The organism is Mucilaginibacter lappiensis, from assembly GCF_050433765.1.
Taxonomy (GTDB): Bacteria; Bacteroidota; Bacteroidia; order Sphingobacteriales; family Sphingobacteriaceae; genus Mucilaginibacter; species Mucilaginibacter lappiensis_A.
Window position 1 is genome coordinate 483,722 of sequence record NZ_JBNPWP010000002.1, and the last position, 22,107, is coordinate 505,828.

Sequence of the window (22,107 nt, forward strand, 5' to 3'; positions counted from 1 at the left end):
AAAAAATAAGTAATTATTTGAAATAGATTTTACCTGTGGTTAATGCATTATCACCATTATTCAACTATCTGCCCAGCCAATTATTCTTTTATATTTGCAGCTTTTGAAACAACACTTAATATGAACTTTGTTGAAGAATTACGCTGGCGGGGTATGCTGCATGATATAATGCCCGAAACCGAAGACCTGTTAAATAAAGGTATGGTTGCAGGCTATATAGGTTTTGATCCTACTGCCGATTCATTACACGTAGGCAGCCTTGCCCAGATCATGACGCTGATACATTTTCAGCGCGCGGGCCATAAACCATTTGCACTGGTTGGCGGTGCCACCGGCATGGTTGGCGATCCGTCGGGTAAATCACAGGAACGTAATTTATTGTCTGAAGACGCTTTGCAGCACAACTTACAAGGCATCCAGAGCCAACTGGAAAAGTTTTTAAACTTTGATTGCGGCGCCAACAGTGCCGAAATGGTTAATAATTATGATTGGTTTAAGGATTTTTCATTCCTGAATTTTATACGTGATGTAGGTAAGCACATTACTGTTAACTATATGATGGCCAAAGATTCGGTAAAAAACCGTATCGGTGGCGATACCGGAATGTCATTCACTGAATTTAGCTATCAGTTGGTACAAGGCTATGACTTTTACTACTTATGGAAAAACAAGCAGTGCATGTTGCAAATGGGTGGAAGCGACCAGTGGGGTAACATTGTTACCGGTACCGAGCTTATCCGCCGTAAAGATGGTGGTACGGCCTATGCCCTAACTACCCAGCTTATCAAAAAGGCCGACGGTTCTAAATTCGGCAAAAGCGAGGGTGGTAACATCTGGCTTGATCCCGAACGTACATCGCCATACCAGTTTTACCAATTTTGGTTAAATACTACGGATGTTGATGCTAAGGCCTACATCCGCATATTCACTTTGTTTGATAAAGAAGTTATTGAAGCATTAGAATTTGAGCATGATGCAGCGCCGCATACACGTGTATTGCAAAAGGCACTGGCAAAGGATATTACGATACGTGTACATGGTGAGGCGGAATACGAAAAGGCTATTAAATCGTCTGAGTTTTTGTTTGGTAACATTGGTATTGAGTTTTTAAGTGAACTGAACGATGCCGAAGTGGTGGCTTTATTTGCCGGTGTACCCAATTTTACTGTAGCTTTAGCCGAACTGCAGGAGGGTATTAATGTTGCCGATTTGCTGGCTGCAAAAACCGCTGTATTTCCTTCAAAAGGCGAAGCCAAAAAAATGATACAGGGTGGCGGCGCAGCTATTAACAAAGTAAAAATTGCTACCGCCGATGATGTGTATTCGGCTGATTCGTTGATCAACAACAAATTCCTGGTGGTACAAAAAGGTAAGAAGAACTATTTTTTAATAGTTGCAGAGTAGTCATTATTTGTTTGATGATACTTAAAGCGATGTAGCCGAAAGCTGCATCGTTTTTTTTATTGTGTAAATATTTGTAAATACGACAAATGGTAATTATATTTGTATATATGTCGTATAAATCAAAACAAGATATTAAAAATGAACTTAATGAGCCAATGATGGCTTATGCAGTGCAGGGTTCTGTGCCTTCGTTCTATAATTTACTGGGTGGCGCAAAATCTGTTAAGCTTTCTACTGATTTTGACATCATAAACCTGGCCCGTAAAGGTTTTCCTAAAAGTGTTTTACTTTCCCTGGCTAAAAAAATATCTTTAAATATACAGGAGCTGGCCAATATATTGCACATTTCTGAGCGCACTTTGCAGCGTTATGATGATGATGCCATTATTAAAACTGAATATGCCGAAAAGGCTGTTGAGCTTGCACGCCTTTACACCCGTGGAGATGAAGTTTTTGGCTCTATGGATAAGTTTAAAATCTGGATAAAAACACCCAGCCATGTTTTTAAAGGTGAGGCCCCGGTTACTATCCTTGATACTTCTGCCGGTTTTGATATGGTTTTCAAGGAATTGGGCCGCATTGAACATGGTATTTTTGCCTGATGATACTATACCGTATTGTTAATTGCCATTATGCTAATGACCTAAGTGGCACAGGCGCCCGCCTATATGGCGGCCGCTGGAATAGTGAAGGCAAGCCTATGCTTTACCTGGCATCATCAAGAGCGCTGGCTGTACTGGAAGTGTTGGTGCATTTATCCCCCTTAATTATCCCTGAAAATTTTTGCCTTACCGAAATTGAAGTTCTTGATCATAGTATAACCCTATTGGATACCGCCTTACTGCCTCATAATTGGCAGGATGTATCCGGCCCTGTTGCATTAAGGGAAATGGGCGATGCTTTTTTAAAAAAACAAGAGCATTTGTTAATGAAAGTACCATCGGCAGTTGTACCGGCAGAGTATAATTATGTACTTAATCCGTTGCATCCCGAGGCTAAAAACATAAGAATCATTAATAAAGAATCTTTTAATTTTGATGAAAGACTTATTTAAAGTCATTGGGCATTAAGTCATTGAATAGCTCAATAGTCAATGACCCAATGACAAAAAAGGCGATGGATCTCAAATCCATCGCCTTTTTTTATAATGACCAAATGACTCTTATAAGTCGCTCAGGAGGTCAAGTTTTTTGTGGTTGTATTCTTCCTGCGATATCAGGCCGTTATCAAACAGTATTTTAAGTTTTTTTAATTTTTCTGTAAGCTCATCAGGCTTAGGCGCTTCGTGCACTATGGGAGCAGGAGTTGGGGTTGGTGGAGGTACTGGTTGCTGAACGGCTACCGGGGCAGGCGTGGCATAAGTTTGCTGTGCTGTTGCCGCATGGGCGGCAGCCGGGTTATCAAACTGTATAGAGCCCGATTCTGCACGTTTTTGCTCCAGGTCGCGCTGACGGCGGGCTTCACGCTCTACTTCCTTGCGTTCCTGCGCGTATTGGTATAGCTTGCGGCCCTGAATTTTAGGCAGGTAATCCACAGCCATTTCGGCTCCGTTGGTAGTTTTTACGCTAAATACGGCACCTATAATTTCTTCCTTGGTATGTACGTCAACAATATCTTTCCAAACAAAATCAACAAACTTGATGGATAAGCCCAGATTGGCTGGTGTAAAAAACAATATGCGTTTGTTTGTTATGGCTATACAGTCAGGAAATAAGTTTACCAATGGCTTTTTCTGAACCGCTATATAAATGATCTCTTCACCAGAAGAAAGCAGGTCGACTAAACGGGAATAAACTTTTTCTACTGTTTTAGGATCTTGTTCCTCGTTCAAAAATTTCTCAATCATGTTTTCAGCATTTATGATGCGTACAAAAATAATAATAATACTTCAGTTGCCTATAAGTTTTAAGCAATCAGCAAATTACACCCTCTAATGTCCGACTGGTCAAACCTGCCTAAAACCTCAAATGAGCCATTAGCAAAGGTTTTGCCCAGATCCTGTGTTGCAATGAACGAACAGGAGTTGATGTTGGCCAGATCGATTACATTGATACCGCCTGTTTTGCCATCTGGTAACGTGCTGATGGGGTCGTTAGTATCGCGGATGATGATTTTCATCCAGGGCGGGCATATGAAAATTCCCACACCTGTTGAATAAGCCTGTGATAGCAGCTCAGTCATCCCATATTCGGAGTGAACGGTATTAACACTGAAGCCGTTACATAAAGCAGCATGCAGTTCTTCGCGGATCATTTCTTTGCGCCGGCCCTTCATACCGCCGGTTTCCATCACAATCAGTTCGGGAAAATTTACCTTGTAGTTTTCTATAAAATCAAGCAAACCGAAGGTAACGCCAATTAAAAGTGTGGGCTTTTGCGCATCCTGCTGTTTTTTAAGCTGATGATACAGTTCATCGTGATTATATAAAAAGAACCCGCTATCCGGGTTTTCAGATTGTTTGATCAGGTCATCAACCATATATATCAATGACGAGCCTTCGCGCTCCAGGTAGGAGGGCAGCAGGGCCAGTACGGTATAGTCCTTAATATCGCCATAAAATAAGTTAAAAGCGTTACGGAAACTATCCTCATACCAGGTTTTATCAGTAACATAATGGCTGCTGGTAGTTATGCCTGTAGTGCCTGAGCTGGTAAATGTTACCTGGGCCGGTTGATTAGTGCTGAGTACCCGGTGCGATTTAAAAAACTCTATCGGTAAAAAAGGTATCTTTTCAATTGATCTGACCGTGGATATATCAATATTTAAGCCTGAAATAAACTGCTTGTAAACAGTACAGTTTTTTGCCTGGTGCTGAAAAATTTGCAGGGCTATTGAATTAAAATCATCTGCGCCGTTGATGGAAAATACCTGTTGCTTACCCGGTGTGTTCATTATTTTGCAAAGATAGATATTAGGATGTGCAGATTTCAAATTGTATGAACCGGGATTAAGCAGATTAAACGGATTTACTGATTTTGCAAGTCAAATCCGAAAAATCTGATGAATCTGCTTAATCACGGTTCAGACCAGTTCAAATAAAAAAATAATATGATATCTGAATTATATGATATATAAAAACAAGTATACATTTTTGGAGTTGATTATATTAACGACATACTATAAATTGTAATTTAAAGATTGACCCCATGAAAACATTAAAATTTTTGAAGTTCCCGCTGATATTAAGCCTTTTCTTTGTGCTGATATCGGCCAAATCTCCGGATAAGGAGACGGAGCGCGTACATAATGCGGCAAACGTATTAAAGGAGTTCAGTAAAATGAAAGAAACTATCCCGCATCAGCTGATGGAGCAGAGCGAAGGGATTGTTATTATCCCTAAACTGATCAATGCCGGTTTTGGTATTGGTGGTAAACGAGGCAGGGGTGTTGCCATGGTAAAATTAGCCAATGGCAGATGGAGCGATCCTGTTTTTGTAACCCTAACAGGAGGTAGCTTTGGCTTGCAGATAGGTGTACAATCTGTTGATCTGATACTGGTATTCCACCATAAAGGTGTGTTAACCAAAGTAAAAAATGGTGATTTTACCATTGGTGGTGATATATCTGCCGCCGCAGGCCCGGTTGGTCGCAGCTCAACAGCAAGCACCGATTATAAACTACAGGCCGAGGTTTACTCTTACTCACGCAGCCGCGGATTATTTGCCGGTATCACTATCAACGGCTCCAACTTAGCTATTGATAAAACCGCGAATGCTAATTTTTATGGAGATAAAGCTTCATCGCAGGATATTTTTGCATCAGACAAAAATAACACCGACGGTGTTAAGGTGTTAAAGGATGCTATAGACGCATTTTAAGATCGTAGCATTATTTGCAATATGAAATGCCCGGCATATTGGCCGGGCATTTTTTGTTTGTTTACTTTTCGAATGCCCTTTTTAGCAATAAGCCCGAAAGTGCTGCAAAGCCACTTACCAAACCGCCAATTATCCCGGTGATCACCAGCAGGTAACCCCAGCCGGGTAAATGAAATAGGTGAGCTACTTTTATTGCCAGTATATGATCATTAGGGATACTTTTAAACAGGGCTAATACTATCCACACGATAAATACAGCCAGGAAGCCCGACCAGAACGCCTGCCCCGGGGTTTTACCCGTGAAAAAAGCCGCTGAAAAAGCAGCAATAGCCACTACCCACCAGGGTAAAAAGAAACCGCTGGCAAATGATAATATGAGTATAATGAGGAATAACATAATCTTATAATTTATTTTTTTAGTATCAAGTAGTTAGTATCAAGTACCAAGACACTTATAGTTTTTTCAAAATTTTCAAAAGTCATGATACTTGATACTAACTACTTGATACTTTAATGCTTTACTATTTACTGCCAATGTTTAAAGTGCTTTTTATACGGTTAGGCATTTCGTCGGCCGATTGCAGGAACAACAGCTCCTTCAACTTACCCTGCTGCCAGGTTTTCAGCATATCGTCGTAAAAAAAGCTGCCCGGGTTGCCTGATTCGCCGCCAGGTAAAATACCATAGCCTTTTACGGTTGGCCCCATTTGTACTACCATACGCCATGACGGGCCGTGACCATTATTAAGCGCGTTAATTGTTGAGCCTGTACCGCCAGTAGGGAAATTACCTGAACTAAAAGCCTCCTGCCGGGTAAGGTGCATAATCTCCAATTTTTTAACTGATCCCCACTGCCAGCTTTTGCCCGGCTTGCCATAGTGGTGGCTTAACTCATTAACCGAAGCTTTAAATGCTTTATTAATTATATCCGCACAAGTTTCTTTTGCCTGAGTGCGGGTATCATCAAACCATTTGGAGTTAGGGTCTTGCATGATAAGCTGTTCGGTTCTATCCATCGACGGATAGTTTTCCTGCAGATCTTTCTTTGCAAAATCATCACCCCAAATCATATCATAAACTTTAAGCCACCAGGTATTAAATACTGTAGCACCGGTTGAATTAATTGCATAATCCTTATTCCAGTTTTTTACCATATTTAAAGCCGCTAACTGGGTTTGATCCATTTTTGAGGCATCTATATATTTTAACATAGAGGGTAAAATATCCTGAGCACGTATGCTGTAAGTATCGGTTTGCAATATGCGCATACTATCAACGGTAGCTTTTTGCATGGCGGCAAGCCTGTCGTTAATGCGTTTGCCTCGCTCGTAAGGTGCAAATGACCAGTTGATGTAATACGGATAAGTAGGATCAGTTGATGATTGATTAGCCGAGCTCACAAAGCCCCGTGGCGGGTTTTTAACCGTAGGGTTTTGATCAAACGGAACCCAGCCATGCCAGTCGTTTGCGGGATCGGTACCATCAAGGATAAATTTACCCTGGTCTTTAAACTTGATTGGATATTTACCATTTGGAGTAATCGCAATATCATTATCCTTACTGGCAAACACAAAGTTTGATGCCGGGGCGTTAAAATAGATCAGGGCTTTGCGGTAATCAGCATAGTTTTTGCCCCTGTTTAAAATATACATGGTCATCAACTCGTCCGATGCATCATGGGCTATCCATCTTAAGGCGTCTCCAACCGGTACAAAGTCAGGACCATCGCCTTTTTTGGCTTTATCTTCATAAACCACCGGACCATGGTGCGTGTAAATAACAGTATCATACAAAGGCTTTTGTCCGCGAATATTGATCACTTCAACCCGTCGGCTGGTTTCGTTCCATTGGTTATTGTACCAGTATTCGGTTTTTTTATTGTCCTTAAACTTAACCTGGTACCAATCCAGTATATCGGCATCTACATTGGTAATGCCCCAGCTTATATTATTGTTAAAGCCTAATATTACGCAGGGCGAACCCGGTAACGATACCCCATAAACATTTACAGAGGGCGCCGAAAGCTGCACCTGGTACCATATAGAAGGAAAGGTAAGGTTCAAATGCGGATCATTAGCCAAAATAGGATAACCATTGGCTGTTTTACTCCCCGATACCGCCCAGTTATTACTGCCGATGCCCTCGGCTTTTACCACGCGTTTAGCGCTGTCATTCATCTGTGCCAAAAAGCTTACAGATGGTTTAGGGATGGGCAGCGGTTTAAAATCCCACTTAGTACCAACGGGTATAATAGGATCTTCACGAAAAGGGTAATCAGGGAACAGATCATTGGTGGTTTTTGCGCCAAACTGTTTTAAAATGTTGCTCATGGCAAACTCGTTTGAACTGCCGGCCAGCGTTTCGCTCATCAGTTTGAGCAAAAACGCACAGTTAATAGGTTGCCAGTCTTCGGGAGCATAATCCAGCATTTTAAACTCAATTGGGTATTGCCGTGAATGCAAGCGGTGAATGTAGGCGTTAATACCATCGGTATAAGCCAAAATCATTTTACGTACGGCCGGCTCCTGCATCATGGCCTTTAAAGTTTTTTCGGCACCAAAAACCATGCCCATACGGCGGTGATAACGATCTACCTCCAGTAATTGAGGGCCAAGTACCTCGGCCAGCCTGCCTGCGGCCTGGCGGGTTTGTATATCCATTTGCCAAAGGCGGTCAGTAGCGGTTATATAACCCTGGGCATAATACAGGTCATGCTCGTTTTCGGCAAAAATATGCGGGATACGGTTCTCGTCATATTTAATAGTAACCTTGCCGGTAAGGCCCGGGAGCATTAAATGGGTATTTGTTAGGATGTTTTTGCTTTCTGCATTTTGCCAAAAACCATCGGCCGGACTTAAAAACCGGCCTATTGGAGGCACCGGACCAATTTTTGTTTGCAGCGCCCAGATCAGGGCGAGCGTAAGGGCTATGGATAAGAAGGCTTTTATAAACTTCATAGGTAGTGTTATTGCTATAAAGTTAGTATTTTAAAAGGTATACTCAAGTTTTGGTTTGCGCTTCCTGTAATGTTTTTTAACAGGCTTATTTTCCTGGCCCGCAGGTTTCTTTTCCCGGCGAAATTCCCAGGGCGGGGTAGGGTTAGCGTCCTGCCAAAGACCTAATTTATTTTCACGGGCCTGTTGTTCCAGATTGGCTAATTCCACACTTTTTGAGTAAGCCTTATATTGCCAGGCATAACCGCTTTTTACCAGCTGATAATTTACGTTGGTACCATCGGTTAAAATAACAAGGGCCACGGTGCGGCCATAGCGGTCTTTTGTATTGCCATCCAGCTTAACGTCCTTACCAAAGCACAGATCAGAAGTGAATTTTTTAGCGGCCTGCCCAAAAGCCTGTGTTTTTTCGGGACAATCAACCTCGGCCAGGCGAACGGTAATCTGCTGGTTATCATTGGTGAGCAGGCCCAAAGTATCGCCATCTTTTATTTTTACTACTTTATAAAGGTTATCAGGTCTAGGGCTACATCCCCATAAGGTAAAAAGGATAATGAGGAGTAAGGCAGAATACTTTTTGTACATTGATTTTAGATGTGCAGATTTTTCACCATTATTTGTTTTCAACGGTGTTCAAGAGTGCTACGCCGTTTCAGATGCGCAAATGTGCAGATGATTTTTTGATTTTTTTGCCTGAATGGACATTTTGTCTGAACTGGGATTAAGCAGATTTATCAGATTTTTTGGATTTGATTTGCAAAAATCAGAGAAATCCTTTAATCTGTTTAATCCCGGTTCAGACATCATCTGCATATCAGAAATTTGCACATCTGCACATTTCATTTAGTCCGCATGTAAGCTTACTGTATTGCCATCAGGATCTTTAACAGCAAGGAACTTACCCCAGGGCGTATTATCTACTTTGCCCAATGTTATTCCTTTTTCAGTCAGATCTTTAATATCGGCATCAAGGTCATCGGTTTTTATGACAAGGCCACTGATGCTGCCGGCGGTCATTTCGGGAAACCAGTTTACAAGGGTTATGGAAACTGCCGAGCCGGGAAAAGCCAGCTGTATCCACTGTTGGTTTGGGCCGAAAGGAGCTTCGGCTACAATCTCGAAACCCAGTTTTTGATAAAATTCTTTTGCTTTAGTTTGATCGGTAACGGGGATAGAGATAATTTCAATTGATTTCATGTTATTTGGTTTTATGTTGTTGGTTTAAAAGATTCTCCAGGTTTTGCAGTTTGTTTTTCCAGAACTGATCAAAAAATTCCAGCCACTTTTTAACTTCATCAAAGCCGGCAGGATTCAGTTCGCAGTAACGCTCGCGGCCGCTGTCTTTTATCAGGATAAGGCCAGCTTCATAAAGTACTTTCACATGTTTTGAAACCGCGGGGCGGCTAATGTCAAAATTACCTGCAATGGTATTTATTGACTGCTTATCCTGTGAGAGCAGCATTAGTATAGCCCGCCGGCCCGGGTCGGCAAGGGCCTGAAAGGGATCTGTGTTTGTTCTCATTGCATTTCGTTTAATACCTTGCCCATCCTTTGGGGGATGCCTTTTTTCCATCCACTTTCCATAAACATACTGGCTATCATATTTTTGAAACCTTTAAAACCGCTATGTTCCAATACTATTCGGGTACCTTCACCTTCAGCACTTAACGTCCATGTGAGCAGGGTGTCAAGGCCAATAACGCCGGGACGAGGGCCGCCTTTCCAGGTATATACCAGTTTTTTGTTGGGCACAATCTCCAACACTTCGCAATAAACAATACCATCCCAGCCCATTTTGGGCATCGGTTTGCTATGAAACTGGAATTTATGGCCAACAACAGGCTTAAAATCATTTTTCATAAGCCACTGGTTCACCAGTTCGGGGTTGGTAAGGCACTCCCACACCTTTTCGGGTGGATGGGGGAAATACCATTTAATAACAAGGTCTCTTTTCACAACGTGTAACTTTTAGGTTACGCAAATATATATGTAACTTTTGAGTTACGCAAATGGTATTTTATTTATTTTTTAGGAAAGGAGAGTTTATTAACTATATATTTAGTTTTAAAAATACTTTATGAAAACATTAATAATAAAAACATTCCTCGTTGCCATACTCCTTTTGGGGTATTTTACTATTGTGTCCTATGCCCAATCAGGCAAACAAAATGCTGCCTTAATTAAACAGATTGATTCGATGTTTAAGGATGATCAATTTTGGCGGAAGGAATTTATTAAAGTACAGTGAAAAGAGAAATCCGCTTATAGTGACAAAACTATTCAAAGTAAGTGGGCAGAAACGGATAGTATAAATGAAGTCAAGGCTAAAGCGATCATTAAAAAATATGGGTATCCGGGTTATAACCTGGTAGGCGAGTCGAGTAATGATTTTTGGGCCATCGTACAACATTGTGATGATGATGTTCCTTTTCAGGAACAAGTGCTGGTTTTATTAAAAAAGGAAGTGGATAAGAATAATGCCAGCAAGGGAAATTATGCTTTACTTACCGACCGGGTACTTGTGAGCAAACATCAAAAACAAATTTATGGCACGCAGGTTCGTACTGATCTGAAAACTCATAAGGCAACACCTTTTCCATTAAAATATCCAAAGGAGGTGAACAAACTGCGTAAACAAATGGGTATGGAACCCCTGGAAAAATACTTGAAAAGTTTTGAATGACTTGTAGATTGTACAAATGAGGTTTTATTGCCTTAACTTTGTTAAGCTAACATTAACAATAAATTAATATCCTCATGAGTAAATTTACTATACCGGATAAAGTACTGTATGTATGCACCGGCAGCAAATGCGGAAAAAGAGGTGGTAAGGATATGTACAAGCTTGCTAAATCATATGCCAAACATCATCACGGATCAGAGGAAATTGAAATTATAGAGACAGAATGTACGGACCGGTGCAAGTTTGCTCCTGTATGCAGTATACAACCGGGCAATACCTGGCTAAAGGAATATCATGCTAAGGATGTGCTGAAGCTGCTGGATCTGATTTAAAGCGCTTCCTCAAGACGGTCCTCAAAAAATCAGTTTAATCTTACTTCATAAAAAATAAAAAAGATCCTTCACGCTTCGCGAAGGATCTTTTTTATTTTGTTTATCAAAAGTCTCACCCTTTAGGGGGAGATTTAGAGGGGGCTTCTTATGCCTCGCCATTATATTTTATATCGCCAACGTGTTTATCTATCTGCCATCTGCCGGTACCTTCTTCACCAATAACATCAAACAGTTCAAGTGCACGACGCGCTTTGTATTCTTCTTCGCGTTGCTCTTTCAGGAACCAGTTTAAAAATTCCATGGTCACAAAATCCTGCTCTTTCATGCAGCGGGCATAAATGTTTTTGATGGATTGCGTAACGCTGATCTCCTGATCCAATGCCTCTTCAAACACTTCGCGGAAAGAGTTATATTCATGTTTAATGCCTGTAATTTCAGGAGACACGGAATTACCGCCCATATCCAGTATATATTTATAAAATTTTAGCTGGTGGTGTCTTTCTTCTTCGGCCTGTTTAAAAAAATAGTCAGACGAAAAATCATAACCATTACGGTTACACCATGATGCCATTGACAAATATACAGATGATGAGTGTGCTTCTTTTTTAACTTGCTGGTTTAAAAGCGTTTCTATTTCGTTAGAAATCAGACTTTTTACACGGATCAGGTCTTTCATAGCAGTATGAATTGAATGAGTAAATGAACTTATAATCAATATTATACACAATAATAATGCAATAAGTTTACATTAATCCAATTTAAACACAATATGAATTTAATCTAAATAGCTATACGGGAATGCTGCAAAGGCGGTCGTGCAAAATATGGTTCAGTTCAAGCATTACAAAGGTGCCTTCCAGTAGCTCTTTAAGGGCAATAATTTGTAATAACGACAGTACATAGCAGTGATCGCAGGCGCAAATAAATATGATCTCTACATCAGGATCTTTAGTAGTGTTTAGCAGCGCGTGTTCAATATCAATATGATAAACAGATTTACGGAGTTTTAGCAGGCAACGGTAATCAAATTTGGCAACCTTGCCGGCAAAATCAACATACCAGCAACGTTCAGCGTCGCTTTGGTAAATGGTTCCTGTTGATGTACTAAAAACATCCGTCCATTGATTTATTTCGGTGGTGGTAATCATATAACTCCACAAAGGTTGTTATTATTTATAATTAATCCAAATAAAGCATGCGTTTTTTTGTTAACATACTCCACAGGGAGTATAACTCTGTATGATAAATTACATTATGCTGATTCACATTGCTTTAAAACTGCGTTAGTATGTTGCAAAGTTAAGCTGGGTTTTATTAGTTCACCAAAGAACGGGATGGTTGGTTGCCCGGCAGCAATCAAATTTGCCCAGTTTGGATTAGCTATAGCCGCTTTACCTATAGAGATGAGATTGGCCTGGTTGCTTGAAATTAATGATGCAGCTGTAAGTGTGTTGTGCAGCCCTCCATTTGCAATAACAGGTACACCGGTTAGTTTTTTGGCTATTCCGTTTGATGATTGCCCGTCGGCATATAAACATTCGCGCGCCCAGTTACCGCCTTCGGCAGCGATATGAAAATAACTGGCGCCAAGATCTTTTAACACAGTAAATATTTCGGTAGCCATTGCAGAACCTTTTGGCCAGCGGTAAGTAAGGTCATTCACTTTACTTTCTGAAAGGCGGATGCCTATTATAAATTCAGCGGGTAATGCGGCCCTGATCGCAGTGTAAACTTCCCTCAAAAAGCGCAATCGGTTAGGGGTATTGCCACCGTATTCATCAGTCCGTACATTGGTATGGGGAGTAATGAACTGATCAAACAAATAACCGTTGGCGGCATGAAGCTCTATACCATCAAACCCGGCTTCGTAAGCCAGCAATGCTGCTCGTACATAACCGTTTTTTACATTCTTCAGGTCATCAGCGGTCATTGCTTTGGGTAGCGGAAAGCCGCCGGCCGGTTCTCCAGGTTCTGTATGTTTTAAACCAACCGGCTTTACTGCCGATGGCGCTATATTCTCTTCACTGATTTGACCAAGCGCACCTCCATGCATCAGCTGACAAATAACTAACGTATTAAATTGATGAACGCTGTCAACCACGTTTCGCCAGCCGGATTGTTGTTGCTCATTGGTGATGCCAGGCTGGTTATAACTGGTTTGGCTATGCGCGTCATCAGTATAAGTACCTTCTGTTATAATAAGGCCAAATCCCCCGGCTGCAAAAGCGGTGTAGTAATCGGTCATTTCGGGCGTGGGTACGCCTTGCAGGGTAGCGCTTCGCCGGGTAAGTGGTGCTACAACCAGGCGGTTGCTGAGCCTGTGTCCATGTAATATGGTTTTGTCAAATAAGCTGCTTTCGTGTGTTTCCATGAATTCTTTTTTTTTGAATTCAAAATTGCGGAACAAGGCAGCCGTGCAGCGTATAACTATTTTAATAAAAGTGCTTAAACTTATTTAATATCGGGCTTAGCATTTCCTTTTCTGATCTGGCTCAGGAACACCGGTGTAATACCTAAAAAGGAGGCTATATATTTTTGAGGCATACGCTGTTCAAGTGTCGGGTACTTTTTAATCAGGGCCTCATAGCGCTCGGCCCCGGTCATGGATATGGCGTTCAGTATGCGCTGATCCTGCGCCATGCAGGCGTTTTCATTCAGGATACGCCAGAACCGTTCAAATGCGGGAACTTCCGCATACAATACGTCTAAACCGGCCTTGTCAATTTGCAGCAGGGTGGAGGACTCCAGGGCTACAATATTACGAGTGGCCGGAACCTGTTTTATGAAACTTGTGGCATCACTTATCCACCAGTCTTCCATGGCAAAGTGCAGGGTATGATCGTTCCCTTTGTCGTCAACATAAAAAGAACGCAGGAAACCCTCGCAAACAAAACTTTCGTATTTGCAAACATCGCCCTGCTGAACCAGGTATTGACGCGGCAGTATTTTGCGTACACTAAGCAGGGAGCAAAAACGGGCCTGCTCATCGGCGGTGAGGTTTATCCTTTTTAGCACGTGGGTTAAAATAAACCGGTATAATTCGGGAGTATCTGCAAAGGGCATAACAGGTATTTTATCAACAAATATATTTGTTTGGCTGCTGATTATATGGCTGATTATATGATTGTGCAGGTAAGCCATTTTCAAGATATGTCATAATTGTTTGTTTTGAATACATTGTAATGAGTTTTTAATACTTTAGGGTCCACATACATACTATAAAATGAACAATATAAAAGCCTGTATTTTTGACCTCGACGGTGTAATTGTTGATACGGCTATTTATCATTATAAGGCCTGGAAACGTCTGGCCAATGAGCTTGGATTCGATTTTACAGAGCACGATAACGAACAGCTGAAGGGCGTTAGCCGGATGCGCTCATTGGAAATAGTGCTGCAATGTGGCGGTGTAACCAAAACAGAAGCCGAAAAAGAGCAACTGGCCGCTCAAAAAAATACATGGTATACGGAAATGATAACCCAGATGACACCGGACGAAATTTTACCCGGCGCACAGGAGTTTGTAGAAAGCTGCCGGGACGCCGGTATTAAAACAGCATTAGGCTCGGCCAGTAAAAACTCCATGACCATATTAAATAAATTGAATATAGCTCACCTGTTTGATGTTATTATAGATGGCAACAAAGTAAGCAAGGCCAAACCCGATCCTGAAGTGTTTTTAAAAGGCGCCCAGGAACTGGGTGTTGAACCAAAATACTGCGTAGTATTTGAAGATGCCATAGCCGGTGTTGAAGCAGCCAAAGCGGGCGGCATGAAAGCCGTAGGCATAGGTAACCCGGATATACTGCATGAAGCGGATTTGGTGGTGAGTGGGTTAGATAAAGTCCCCCAGCCCCCTAAAGGGGGAGCGGGAGATTGGGCGCTTAATAAAATATAAACTTTAAAACACTCCCCCTTTAGGGGGTTGGGGGGCAAATGAAAAACTATATAAAACCTGCTGAGTGGAACATCATTGAAGAAGGCTTTGATCCGCAACATCACCAGGTATCTGAGAGTGTATTTAGTTTGGGTAATGGCCGTATGGGTCAGCGTGCCAACTTTGAGGAAGCTTACAGCGGTCAATCTTTACTGGGTAATTATGTAGCCGGGGTGTATTATCCCGATAAAACCCGTGTAGGCTGGTGGAAAAACGGCTATCCCGAATATTTCGCGAAGGTGCTCAATGCTGCCAACTGGACAACCATCGATATTAATCTGGATGGCGAACAGCTTGATCTGGCCAAATGCGAAGTAAGCAGATTCCGCAGGGAATTGAACATGAAAGAGGGGTATCTGAAACGGAATTTCCACGCCAAAACAGCAGGCGGGAAAGAGGTGGAAGTAGAAGCCATTCGCTTTTGCAGCATGGTTGATGATGAAGCTGCTGCTATTAAATATACCATCACCCCCATAAATTTTAACGGCACTATAACACTTACTCCGGCTATTGATGGCGATGTGGTGAACAAAGATTCCAATTATGACGAAAAGTTCTGGGACGAGGTAAGCAAAGCCAATCAAGCCGATAGTGGTTATATTATAATGCGTACCAAAAAAACGGGTTTTGAGGTGGCAACTGGTATGAAGTTTAGTATCCTGCAAAATGGTATAACTATTCAGCCTCAAGTCGAACCTGTCTCCAAAGAAAAATATATAGCCTCAAAAATTAGCATACAGGCTCAACAGGGGCAAAGTATCAGCATTATAAAATATGTAGCTAATCTTTCGTCGCAAAATCATAAGTCTGACGAATTGATCGGGCAACTTGATAAAACCTTAAGCCGCATCAGCACCAAAGGATTTGACACCATGCTGGCCGAACAAGCTGCCGCATGGGCCAAAAAGTGGGAACATAATGATATTATTATTGAAGGCGATGTATCGGCACAACAGGCTATCCGCTTTAATATTTTTCAGCTTAATCAAACTTATACCGGTGAGGACGACCGCCTGAACATTGGTCCTAAAGGCTTTACCGGCGAAAAGTATGGCGGTTCCACCTATTGGGATACCGAGGCCTATTGTGTGCCTTTTTACCTGGCCACAGCCGATCAGAAAGTTACCCGTAACCTGCTGCTCTATCGTTACAAACAATTAGGTAAAGCCATTGAAAACGCAACCCTGTTAGGCTTTAAAAACGGGGCGGCCCTGTACCCCATGGTTACTATGGATGGCACGGAATGCCATAATGAGTGGGAGATCACCTTTGAGGAGATCCATCGCAATGGGGCTATTGCTTATGCCATTTTTAACTATGTGCGCTATACTGCCGACGAAACTTACCTTGTTGATTATGGCCTGGAAGTGCTGATAGCCATTGCCCGTTTCTGGTCGCAACGAATCACCTGGTCGCAGGATAAGAAGCAGTATGTGATGCTTGGAGTAACCGGGCCCAACGAATACGAAAACAATATCAACAACAATTGGTACACCAATACGCTGGCAACCTGGTGTTTGAGTTATGCTTTAGAAGTGGCCGAAAAGGTAAAGGCTGCCGACAGGGTAAAATATGATGCCTTAGTAGCCGAGATAAACTTTGATGAAGCTAATGAAACTACAAGGTTTAAGCACATCATCCAAAAAATGTATTATCCCTATGACCAAAACCAGCAGGTGTTTTTGCAGCAGGACGGCTATTTGGACAAAGAACAGATCTTAGTAAAAGACCTGCCCGCGGCCGACCGTCCGCTGAACCAAAAATGGAGCTGGGACAGGATACTGCGCTCCTGCTATATTAAACAGGCGGACGTGTTACAGGGCATTTACTTTTTTGAGGACCGGTTTGATATAGAAACCATTCGCAGGAATTTTGATTTTTATGAACCGCGTACCGTGCATGAATCATCTCTGTCACCCTGTGTACATGCTATTTTAGCGGCCAAACTGGGTGATGAAGCAAGAGCCTATGAGTTTTACCTCCGCACCGCGCGTTTGGATCTCGACGATTACAATAACGATACCGAGGACGGTTGTCACATCACCTCGATGGCTGGTACCTGGATGTCGGTAGTAGAAGGTTTTGGCGGGATGAGGGTGCGTGATGGAAAACTATCGTTCCATCCTTTTATTCCTGAAAAATGGTCGTCATTTTCGTTTCATATTGGTTTCCGTGGAGCAGTGCTTAATATAAAAGTGAGCAGGGATGGCGTACAAATTAAAAACCTGAGTGATAAAGAAACCAGCGTGATTGTTTATGGTAAGGAGCAGATAGTGAATGCGAATAGTGAACTCTTAATAAAAAAGTCTTGATACCTGATACTAACTACTTGATACTAAATGGAAACAGATCATAAACTCATCATATACCAGTTACTGCCCCGCCTGTTTGGCAATACCAAAACGCTCAACAAAATCAATGGTTCCATTGAAGAAAATGGCGTTGGCAAGCTAAACGATATTACCGATAAGGCCCTGCAGGAAATCAAAAGCATTGGCTTTACCCATATTTGGTACACCGGCGTAATTGAACACGCCACCATGACAGATTATACAGCCTTCGGTATAGCAAACGATGATCCTGATATTGTGAAGGGCAGGGCGGGCTCACCCTATGCTATAAGAGACTATTATGATATTGCCCCCGATCTGGCTGTTGATGTACATAACCGCATCGGTGAATATGAGGCCCTGATACAGCGTACCCATAACAATGGTTTGAAAGTATTGATGGATCTGGTTCCTAATCACGTAGCACGTACCTACGCGTCGGATACAAAACCAAAAGGTGCACGCGATTTTGGTCAGGATGATGATACGGGCAAAGCTTTTGAGCCCAAAAATGATTTTTACTATATCCCCGGACAGCCCTTTGTTGTTCCGGCCGGATATAATCCCGGTGGTGATGAATTTACCAGTCCGCTTAAAGACGGCCGGTTTAACGAAAACCCGGCCAAAGCAACAGGTAACGATGTGTTCAGCGCAACACCATCTATTAATGATTGGTTCGAGACCATGAAGCTGAACTACGGTGTGGATTATATGAATAACCGCAATGGTCATTTTGATCCCATACCACCACTGTGGAATAAGGTATATGATATTTTATGTTACTGGAGTCAAAAGGGTGTGGACGGTTTCCGTTGCGATATGGTGGAGATGGTGCCCATTGAATTTTGGGCCTGGGTAATACCAAAGCTTAAAACAGCGTATCCTGGTATAGTGTTCATCGGCGAAGCCTATGACAAAAGTAAATACTACGACTATATATTCAAGGGCGCTTTTGATTACCTGTATGATAAAGTGGGCCTGTATGATGCCATTAGGCGCTTAACCCGCAACGAATATGGTTCAAGTACCTGGGAGATCAACAATGTTTGGAACAACCATTGTCAGGGTATTGACCAGCACATGCTGCGCTTTATGGAAAATCATGACGAACAACGCATTGCTTCCGGTGATTTTGCCGGTGATGGCTGGCTGGCTGTACCGGGCATGATTGTAACCGCGACGCTAAATGTAGGCCCGGTAATGATTTACTTTGGCCAGGAAGTTGGCGAAGCTGCTCCTGGCAACCAGGGTTTTAGTGGTAATGACGGCCGCACCTCTATATTTGACTACTGCGGCGTACCCGAACATCAGAAATGGCTCAATAACGGTGCATTTGATGGCGGCCGGTTAGCTGACCATCAAAAGAAACTACGAGGTTTTTACCAAACGCTGTTAAACACAGTACATAGTAACGAAGCTTTGAAAAACGGCAGTTTTTATGAGCTGATGATGGCTAATGAACACCAGCCCGGATTTGACCAGTTGCTGTATATTTATATGCGCTATACCAATAACCAGTATATCTTAGTAATAACAAACTTTAACCGCGACAGTCGCAAAATACGCGTAAAACTGCCCGATGATCTGTTGATAAAATTGCACATAAACGGCAAAAAGGAATTTATCGACCTGCTGAGTGATACTAAATTCAGTACAGATGATATACAGGTGGGGGTGGAGATAGAATTGCCCGGTACCAGCGGGATGTTGCTGGAAATGAGATGAATCTGACAATTGTTAAAAAAAAATATAATTAATCGGTGCATATAAGCGTTAGTGGCACAGTTAATGATTTTTCAATTAATTCAATTGTTGTATATTGCGTAGTAAGTACACATTGTATATTTGCAGAACCCCTAATTAATTTGAATGGAAAGTAATGTACCAAATCAGGAGCTGATAACCAGTAAGTTAGTAGAAGCTGAAAATTTATTGGAAGACGAAGAAGAGTTTCACCACCTGAATAACCCGGCCGATGGCATTAAGCCCATCATCAAAAAGTATTTGGGTGTACCAAATCATGCCGACCAGCTGGGTAATAAATTCTACTTTACTGATGGCGATGCAAAAGTTGAAGTAGTTGTTGTAACCGACGAGATCATTAGAGTAAGGCTGGCCCCTCACGGTGTTTTTCTGGAGGAATTCTCGTACGCGGTTCCAAAATTAGAACATAAAGCCGCCGAATTTACCTTGTATGAGAATGAGGATGAATTTCGTGTAGCCACTAAATCGATAAACTGTCATATCCGCAAAAAAGATTTCTTTATCTCTTTTTCTGATATCAGCAATCACGTAACAAGTACCGATGCAGTGCCTATGCACTGGGAAGAGAACGTGAAGTTTGGCGGTTACTACGTTTTTTGCACTAAAACCTGCAGCCCTGACGAAAGCTTTTTTGGCTTGGGTGATAAACCTACAGAGTTTAATCTTCGTGGTAAACGGTTAAAGAATTGGAATACCGATGCTTACTCGTTTGCCTGGAACCAGGACCCGCTTTACCGCAGCATACCTTTTTATATTAGTGTAAATGAAGGTATTGCCCACGGTATCTTCTTCGATAATACTTTTAAAGCGCAGTTTGATTTTGGCGCCGAAGATAAAACCAAAACAAGTTTTTGGGCCGATGGCGGCGAACTGCAATACTATTATATCCACGGTCCGCACATGATGGATGTGGTAAAAAGCTACCACATTTTAACAGGTACGCATCCTATGCCGCCACTATGGGCCCTGGGTTACCATCAGTGCCGCTGGAGTTATTACCCCGAAGCCAAAGTGAAAAAGATCACCAATGGTTTCCGCGAAAATAAGATCCCTTGCGATGGTATTTATCTGGATATTGATTACATGGATGGGTACCGTTGTTTTACCTGGAACCGGAAGTATTTTCCTGATCCCCAAAAAATGATCAGTGAACTGGCTGCCGATGGTTTTAAAACAGTAGTGATCATTGATCCGGGCATACGGGTTGATGATAATTACGAGGTATTTAAACAGGGTAAAGAGAACCGCTATTTCTGTCGTCGTTGCGATGATTACTTTATGGAAGGGCACGTTTGGCCGGGCCGTTGCCAGTTTCCTGATTTTACCAACCCCGATGTACGTACCTGGTGGGGTGGTTTATTTGATGAGCTGGTGCAAATGGGCGTAGCCGGTGTTTGGAACGATATGAATGAGCCTGCTGTATTTGGAGCAGGCACTTTTCCTGATGATGTGCGCCACCAGTACGATGGTTTCCGTGGTTCGCACCGTAAGGCGCATAACGTTTATGGAATGCAAATGGTGCGCGCAACCTATGAGGGCTTGCGTACTATCATGAAAAATAAACGCCCTTTTACTATTACCAGGGCAGGCTATTCCGGAGTACAACGTTTTTCGTCAGTTTGGACGGGCGATAACGTAGCCTCCTGGGAGCATCTTAAATTAGGCAATATACAGTGCCAGCGTTTATCCATATCGGGTATATCGTTTTGCGGTACAGATATAGGTGGCTTTAGCGGTGAGCCCGATGGCGAACTGTTTACCCGCTGGATCCAGATGGGTACTTTTTCGCCGTTCATGCGTGCGCACTCTGCCGGTGATACCAAAGAGCGTGAGCCATGGAGCTTTGGTGAGCCATTTACTGCTATCAATCGCAAATTTATTGAGCTGCGTTACCGTTTAATACCTTATTTATATTCTACTTTTTGGGAACACCACCGTTACGGTTTCCCAATTTTACGGCCAATAGTAATGCATGAGCAGGATGTGATGTTAAACCACTTCCGCCAGGACGAGTTTACTTATGGTGATAAAATATTAATATGCCCGGTGATGGAACCCGGACAAATTAAACGGAATGTATACTTACCCAAAGGTAAATGGTTTAATTTCTGGACCTACGAAGTAGTTGACGGGGGAAAAGAAGTGCCAGTGGCTACCCCGCTTGAAACTATGCCGATTTTTATTAAAGCCGGTGCTGTAATACCTGAGTATCCGGTAATGCAATATGTTGGGCAGATGGAGATTGAGGAAGTTAAACTGAATATATACTACACCGATTATGAAGTTAACTCCTTCCTGTTTGAAGATTACGGCGAAACGTTTGCCTATGAGCAGGATATTTACCTCGAGAAAAAGTTTGTGGTAAATGGCAGCACGCGTGAGTTAACCATAAACCAAAGCATGGAAGGTTTGTACACACCCCGTTATGATGGCTATCACTTAAATATTATTGGTTTACCGTTTAAACCATCAAAAATAATTGCCGATGGCAAGGTGGTGAAGGATTTCATCATCAATCCCGACGGCACGGTCGAGTTTAAATTCAGTAAGAATTTTAAGCATATCGAAATAATAAAATAGATAAAGGCCCCGCTAAACCGGGGCCTTTTTTGTTTACCTGTGTTTGTTTAAGCAATGTGATGAGGCATTAATCCTAACATTTCGATATAATGTTAAAATCCAGCGTGAAATTATCAGCAAACAAAAACAATTATGATATATTTGATATCATATAAACCAAACTCATTCCTGTAAACCGGGTTATTCTAAAACACCTTAACAGGTTATCATATCATGGCCAAACAAACTAAGAAATCCGAAACTTCATTACCGGAAGCAAAACCTGTAAAAGAAAAAACGGCTGTAAAAGCGGCAGATAAAGCTGT

23 protein-coding genes are annotated in these 22,107 nt (G+C 42.1%); 11 read left to right on the forward strand and 12 right to left on the reverse strand.

All coding sequences use genetic code 11. The annotated features are described in order from the left end of the window. Nucleotides 1-120: 120 nt before the first annotated feature. The 3 genes from tyrS (at nt 121) to M2273_RS07470 (ending at nt 2,458) form a co-directional block, all read left to right on the forward strand. Nucleotides 121-1,404: a tyrosine--tRNA ligase gene (gene tyrS, locus M2273_RS07460; RefSeq protein ID WP_429394903.1), complete on the forward strand. Its 1,284-nt coding sequence runs from the start codon at nt 121-123 to the stop codon at nt 1,402-1,404. A gap of 107 nt (nt 1,405-1,511) precedes the next feature. Further along, nucleotides 1,512-2,006 carry a type II RES/Xre toxin-antitoxin system antitoxin gene (gene parS, locus M2273_RS07465; RefSeq protein ID WP_429394906.1) on the forward strand — a complete coding sequence of 165 codons (495 nt, stop codon included), beginning with the start codon at nt 1,512-1,514 and terminating at the stop codon, nt 2,004-2,006. Next, complete coding sequence (locus tag M2273_RS07470) at nt 2,006-2,458, forward strand: RES family NAD+ phosphorylase (protein WP_429394908.1); 453 nt, start codon at nt 2,006-2,008, stop codon at nt 2,456-2,458. The genes parS and M2273_RS07470 overlap by 1 nt, the downstream gene beginning before the upstream one ends. Before the next feature lie 108 nt (nt 2,459-2,566). Here M2273_RS07470 and M2273_RS07475 read toward each other — a convergent pair whose 3' ends face one another. Both M2273_RS07475 and M2273_RS07480 read right to left on the reverse strand, forming a co-directional pair. Next, a complete protein-coding gene (locus M2273_RS07475; protein ID WP_429394909.1) occupies nt 2,567-3,250 on the reverse strand; it encodes a PH domain-containing protein in 684 nt (227 codons plus the stop codon). 59 nt (nt 3,251-3,309) lie between these two features. Next, nucleotides 3,310-4,296: an acyl transferase gene (locus M2273_RS07480; protein WP_429394911.1), complete on the reverse strand. Its 987-nt coding sequence runs from the start codon at nt 4,294-4,296 to the stop codon at nt 3,310-3,312. 254 nt (nt 4,297-4,550) lie between these two features. Between M2273_RS07480 and M2273_RS07485 the strand changes: the two genes are divergently transcribed. Next, complete coding sequence (locus M2273_RS07485; RefSeq protein WP_429394913.1) at nt 4,551-5,222, forward strand: lipid-binding SYLF domain-containing protein; 672 nt, start codon at nt 4,551-4,553, stop codon at nt 5,220-5,222. 61 nt (nt 5,223-5,283) lie between these two features. Here the strand turns inward: M2273_RS07485 and M2273_RS07490 are convergent, their stop codons facing one another. The 6 genes from M2273_RS07490 to M2273_RS07515 all read right to left on the reverse strand — a co-directional run bounded on the left by M2273_RS07490 (nt 5,284) and on the right by M2273_RS07515 (nt 10,132). Then, a complete protein-coding gene (locus tag M2273_RS07490) occupies nt 5,284-5,619 on the reverse strand; it encodes a hypothetical protein (RefSeq protein ID WP_429394916.1) in 336 nt (111 codons plus the stop codon). Between the two features lie 124 nt (nt 5,620-5,743). Then, complete coding sequence (locus M2273_RS07495; protein ID WP_429394918.1) at nt 5,744-8,179, reverse strand: penicillin acylase family protein; 2,436 nt, start codon at nt 8,177-8,179, stop codon at nt 5,744-5,746. Nucleotides 8,180-8,209: 30 nt separating this feature from the next. Next, nucleotides 8,210-8,761: a thermonuclease family protein gene (locus M2273_RS07500; RefSeq protein WP_429394921.1), complete on the reverse strand. Its 552-nt coding sequence runs from the start codon at nt 8,759-8,761 to the stop codon at nt 8,210-8,212. Between the two features lie 258 nt (nt 8,762-9,019). Beyond that, the gene (locus tag M2273_RS07505; protein ID WP_429394923.1) at nt 9,020-9,373 is read right to left on the reverse strand and encodes a glyoxalase superfamily protein; all 354 of its coding nucleotides are present in this window, start codon (nt 9,371-9,373) and stop codon (nt 9,020-9,022) included. A 1-nt stretch (nt 9,374) separates the two neighbouring features. Beyond that, on the reverse strand, nt 9,375-9,698 hold the full coding sequence (locus M2273_RS07510; protein WP_429394925.1) for an ArsR/SmtB family transcription factor: 324 nt from the start codon (nt 9,696-9,698) through the stop codon (nt 9,375-9,377). Then, entirely contained in the window at nt 9,695-10,132 is a 438-nt protein-coding gene (locus tag M2273_RS07515; RefSeq protein WP_429394927.1) for an SRPBCC family protein, read from the reverse strand. Before M2273_RS07515 ends, M2273_RS07510 begins: the two co-directional genes overlap by 4 nt. 121 nt (nt 10,133-10,253) lie before the next feature. Between M2273_RS07515 and M2273_RS07520 the strand changes: the two genes are divergently transcribed. The 3 genes from M2273_RS07520 to M2273_RS07530 all read left to right on the forward strand — a co-directional run bounded on the left by M2273_RS07520 (nt 10,254) and on the right by M2273_RS07530 (nt 11,191). Continuing rightward, nucleotides 10,254-10,424 (forward strand): hypothetical protein, encoded by a 171-nt coding sequence (locus M2273_RS07520; RefSeq protein WP_429394929.1) that lies wholly within the window; start codon nt 10,254-10,256, stop codon nt 10,422-10,424. A 30-nt stretch (nt 10,425-10,454) separates the two neighbouring features. Beyond that, a complete protein-coding gene (locus tag M2273_RS07525; protein WP_429396341.1) occupies nt 10,455-10,859 on the forward strand; it encodes a DUF6624 domain-containing protein in 405 nt (134 codons plus the stop codon). 74 nt (nt 10,860-10,933) lie between these two features. Next, nucleotides 10,934-11,191 (forward strand): (2Fe-2S) ferredoxin domain-containing protein, encoded by a 258-nt coding sequence (locus tag M2273_RS07530; RefSeq protein WP_429394932.1) that lies wholly within the window; start codon nt 10,934-10,936, stop codon nt 11,189-11,191. A gap of 145 nt (nt 11,192-11,336) precedes the next feature. Here M2273_RS07530 and M2273_RS07535 read toward each other — a convergent pair whose 3' ends face one another. From M2273_RS07535 to M2273_RS07550, 4 genes are all read right to left on the reverse strand, one after another. Then, nucleotides 11,337-11,867, reverse strand: a complete 531-nt coding sequence (locus M2273_RS07535; RefSeq protein WP_429394935.1) for a ferritin — start codon at nt 11,865-11,867, stop codon at nt 11,337-11,339. 112 nt (nt 11,868-11,979) lie between these two features. After that, nucleotides 11,980-12,339 (reverse strand): hypothetical protein, encoded by a 360-nt coding sequence (locus tag M2273_RS07540; protein ID WP_429394937.1) that lies wholly within the window; start codon nt 12,337-12,339, stop codon nt 11,980-11,982. 104 nt (nt 12,340-12,443) lie between these two features. Next, nucleotides 12,444-13,562 (reverse strand): hypothetical protein, encoded by a 1,119-nt coding sequence (locus tag M2273_RS07545; protein WP_429394939.1) that lies wholly within the window; start codon nt 13,560-13,562, stop codon nt 12,444-12,446. 80 nt (nt 13,563-13,642) lie between these two features. Then, a complete protein-coding gene (locus M2273_RS07550; protein WP_429394942.1) occupies nt 13,643-14,254 on the reverse strand; it encodes a Crp/Fnr family transcriptional regulator in 612 nt (203 codons plus the stop codon). Between the two features lie 160 nt (nt 14,255-14,414). Here M2273_RS07550 and pgmB point away from each other — a divergent pair, with 160 nt between their 5' ends. The 4 genes from pgmB to M2273_RS07570 all read left to right on the forward strand — a co-directional run bounded on the left by pgmB (nt 14,415) and on the right by M2273_RS07570 (nt 21,802). Then, nucleotides 14,415-15,089 carry a beta-phosphoglucomutase gene (pgmB, locus tag M2273_RS07555; RefSeq protein ID WP_429394945.1) on the forward strand — a complete coding sequence of 225 codons (675 nt, stop codon included), beginning with the start codon at nt 14,415-14,417 and terminating at the stop codon, nt 15,087-15,089. A gap of 38 nt (nt 15,090-15,127) precedes the next feature. Next, nucleotides 15,128-17,440 (forward strand): glycoside hydrolase family 65 protein, encoded by a 2,313-nt coding sequence (locus tag M2273_RS07560; protein WP_429394948.1) that lies wholly within the window; start codon nt 15,128-15,130, stop codon nt 17,438-17,440. Nucleotides 17,441-17,467: 27 nt separating this feature from the next. After that, nucleotides 17,468-19,183, forward strand: a complete 1,716-nt coding sequence (locus tag M2273_RS07565; RefSeq protein WP_429394950.1) for an alpha-amylase family glycosyl hydrolase — start codon at nt 17,468-17,470, stop codon at nt 19,181-19,183. Nucleotides 19,184-19,327: 144 nt separating this feature from the next. Next, on the forward strand, nt 19,328-21,802 hold the full coding sequence (locus M2273_RS07570) for a glycoside hydrolase family 31 protein (protein WP_429394953.1): 2,475 nt from the start codon (nt 19,328-19,330) through the stop codon (nt 21,800-21,802). Nucleotides 21,803-22,107: the final 305 nt, after the last annotated feature.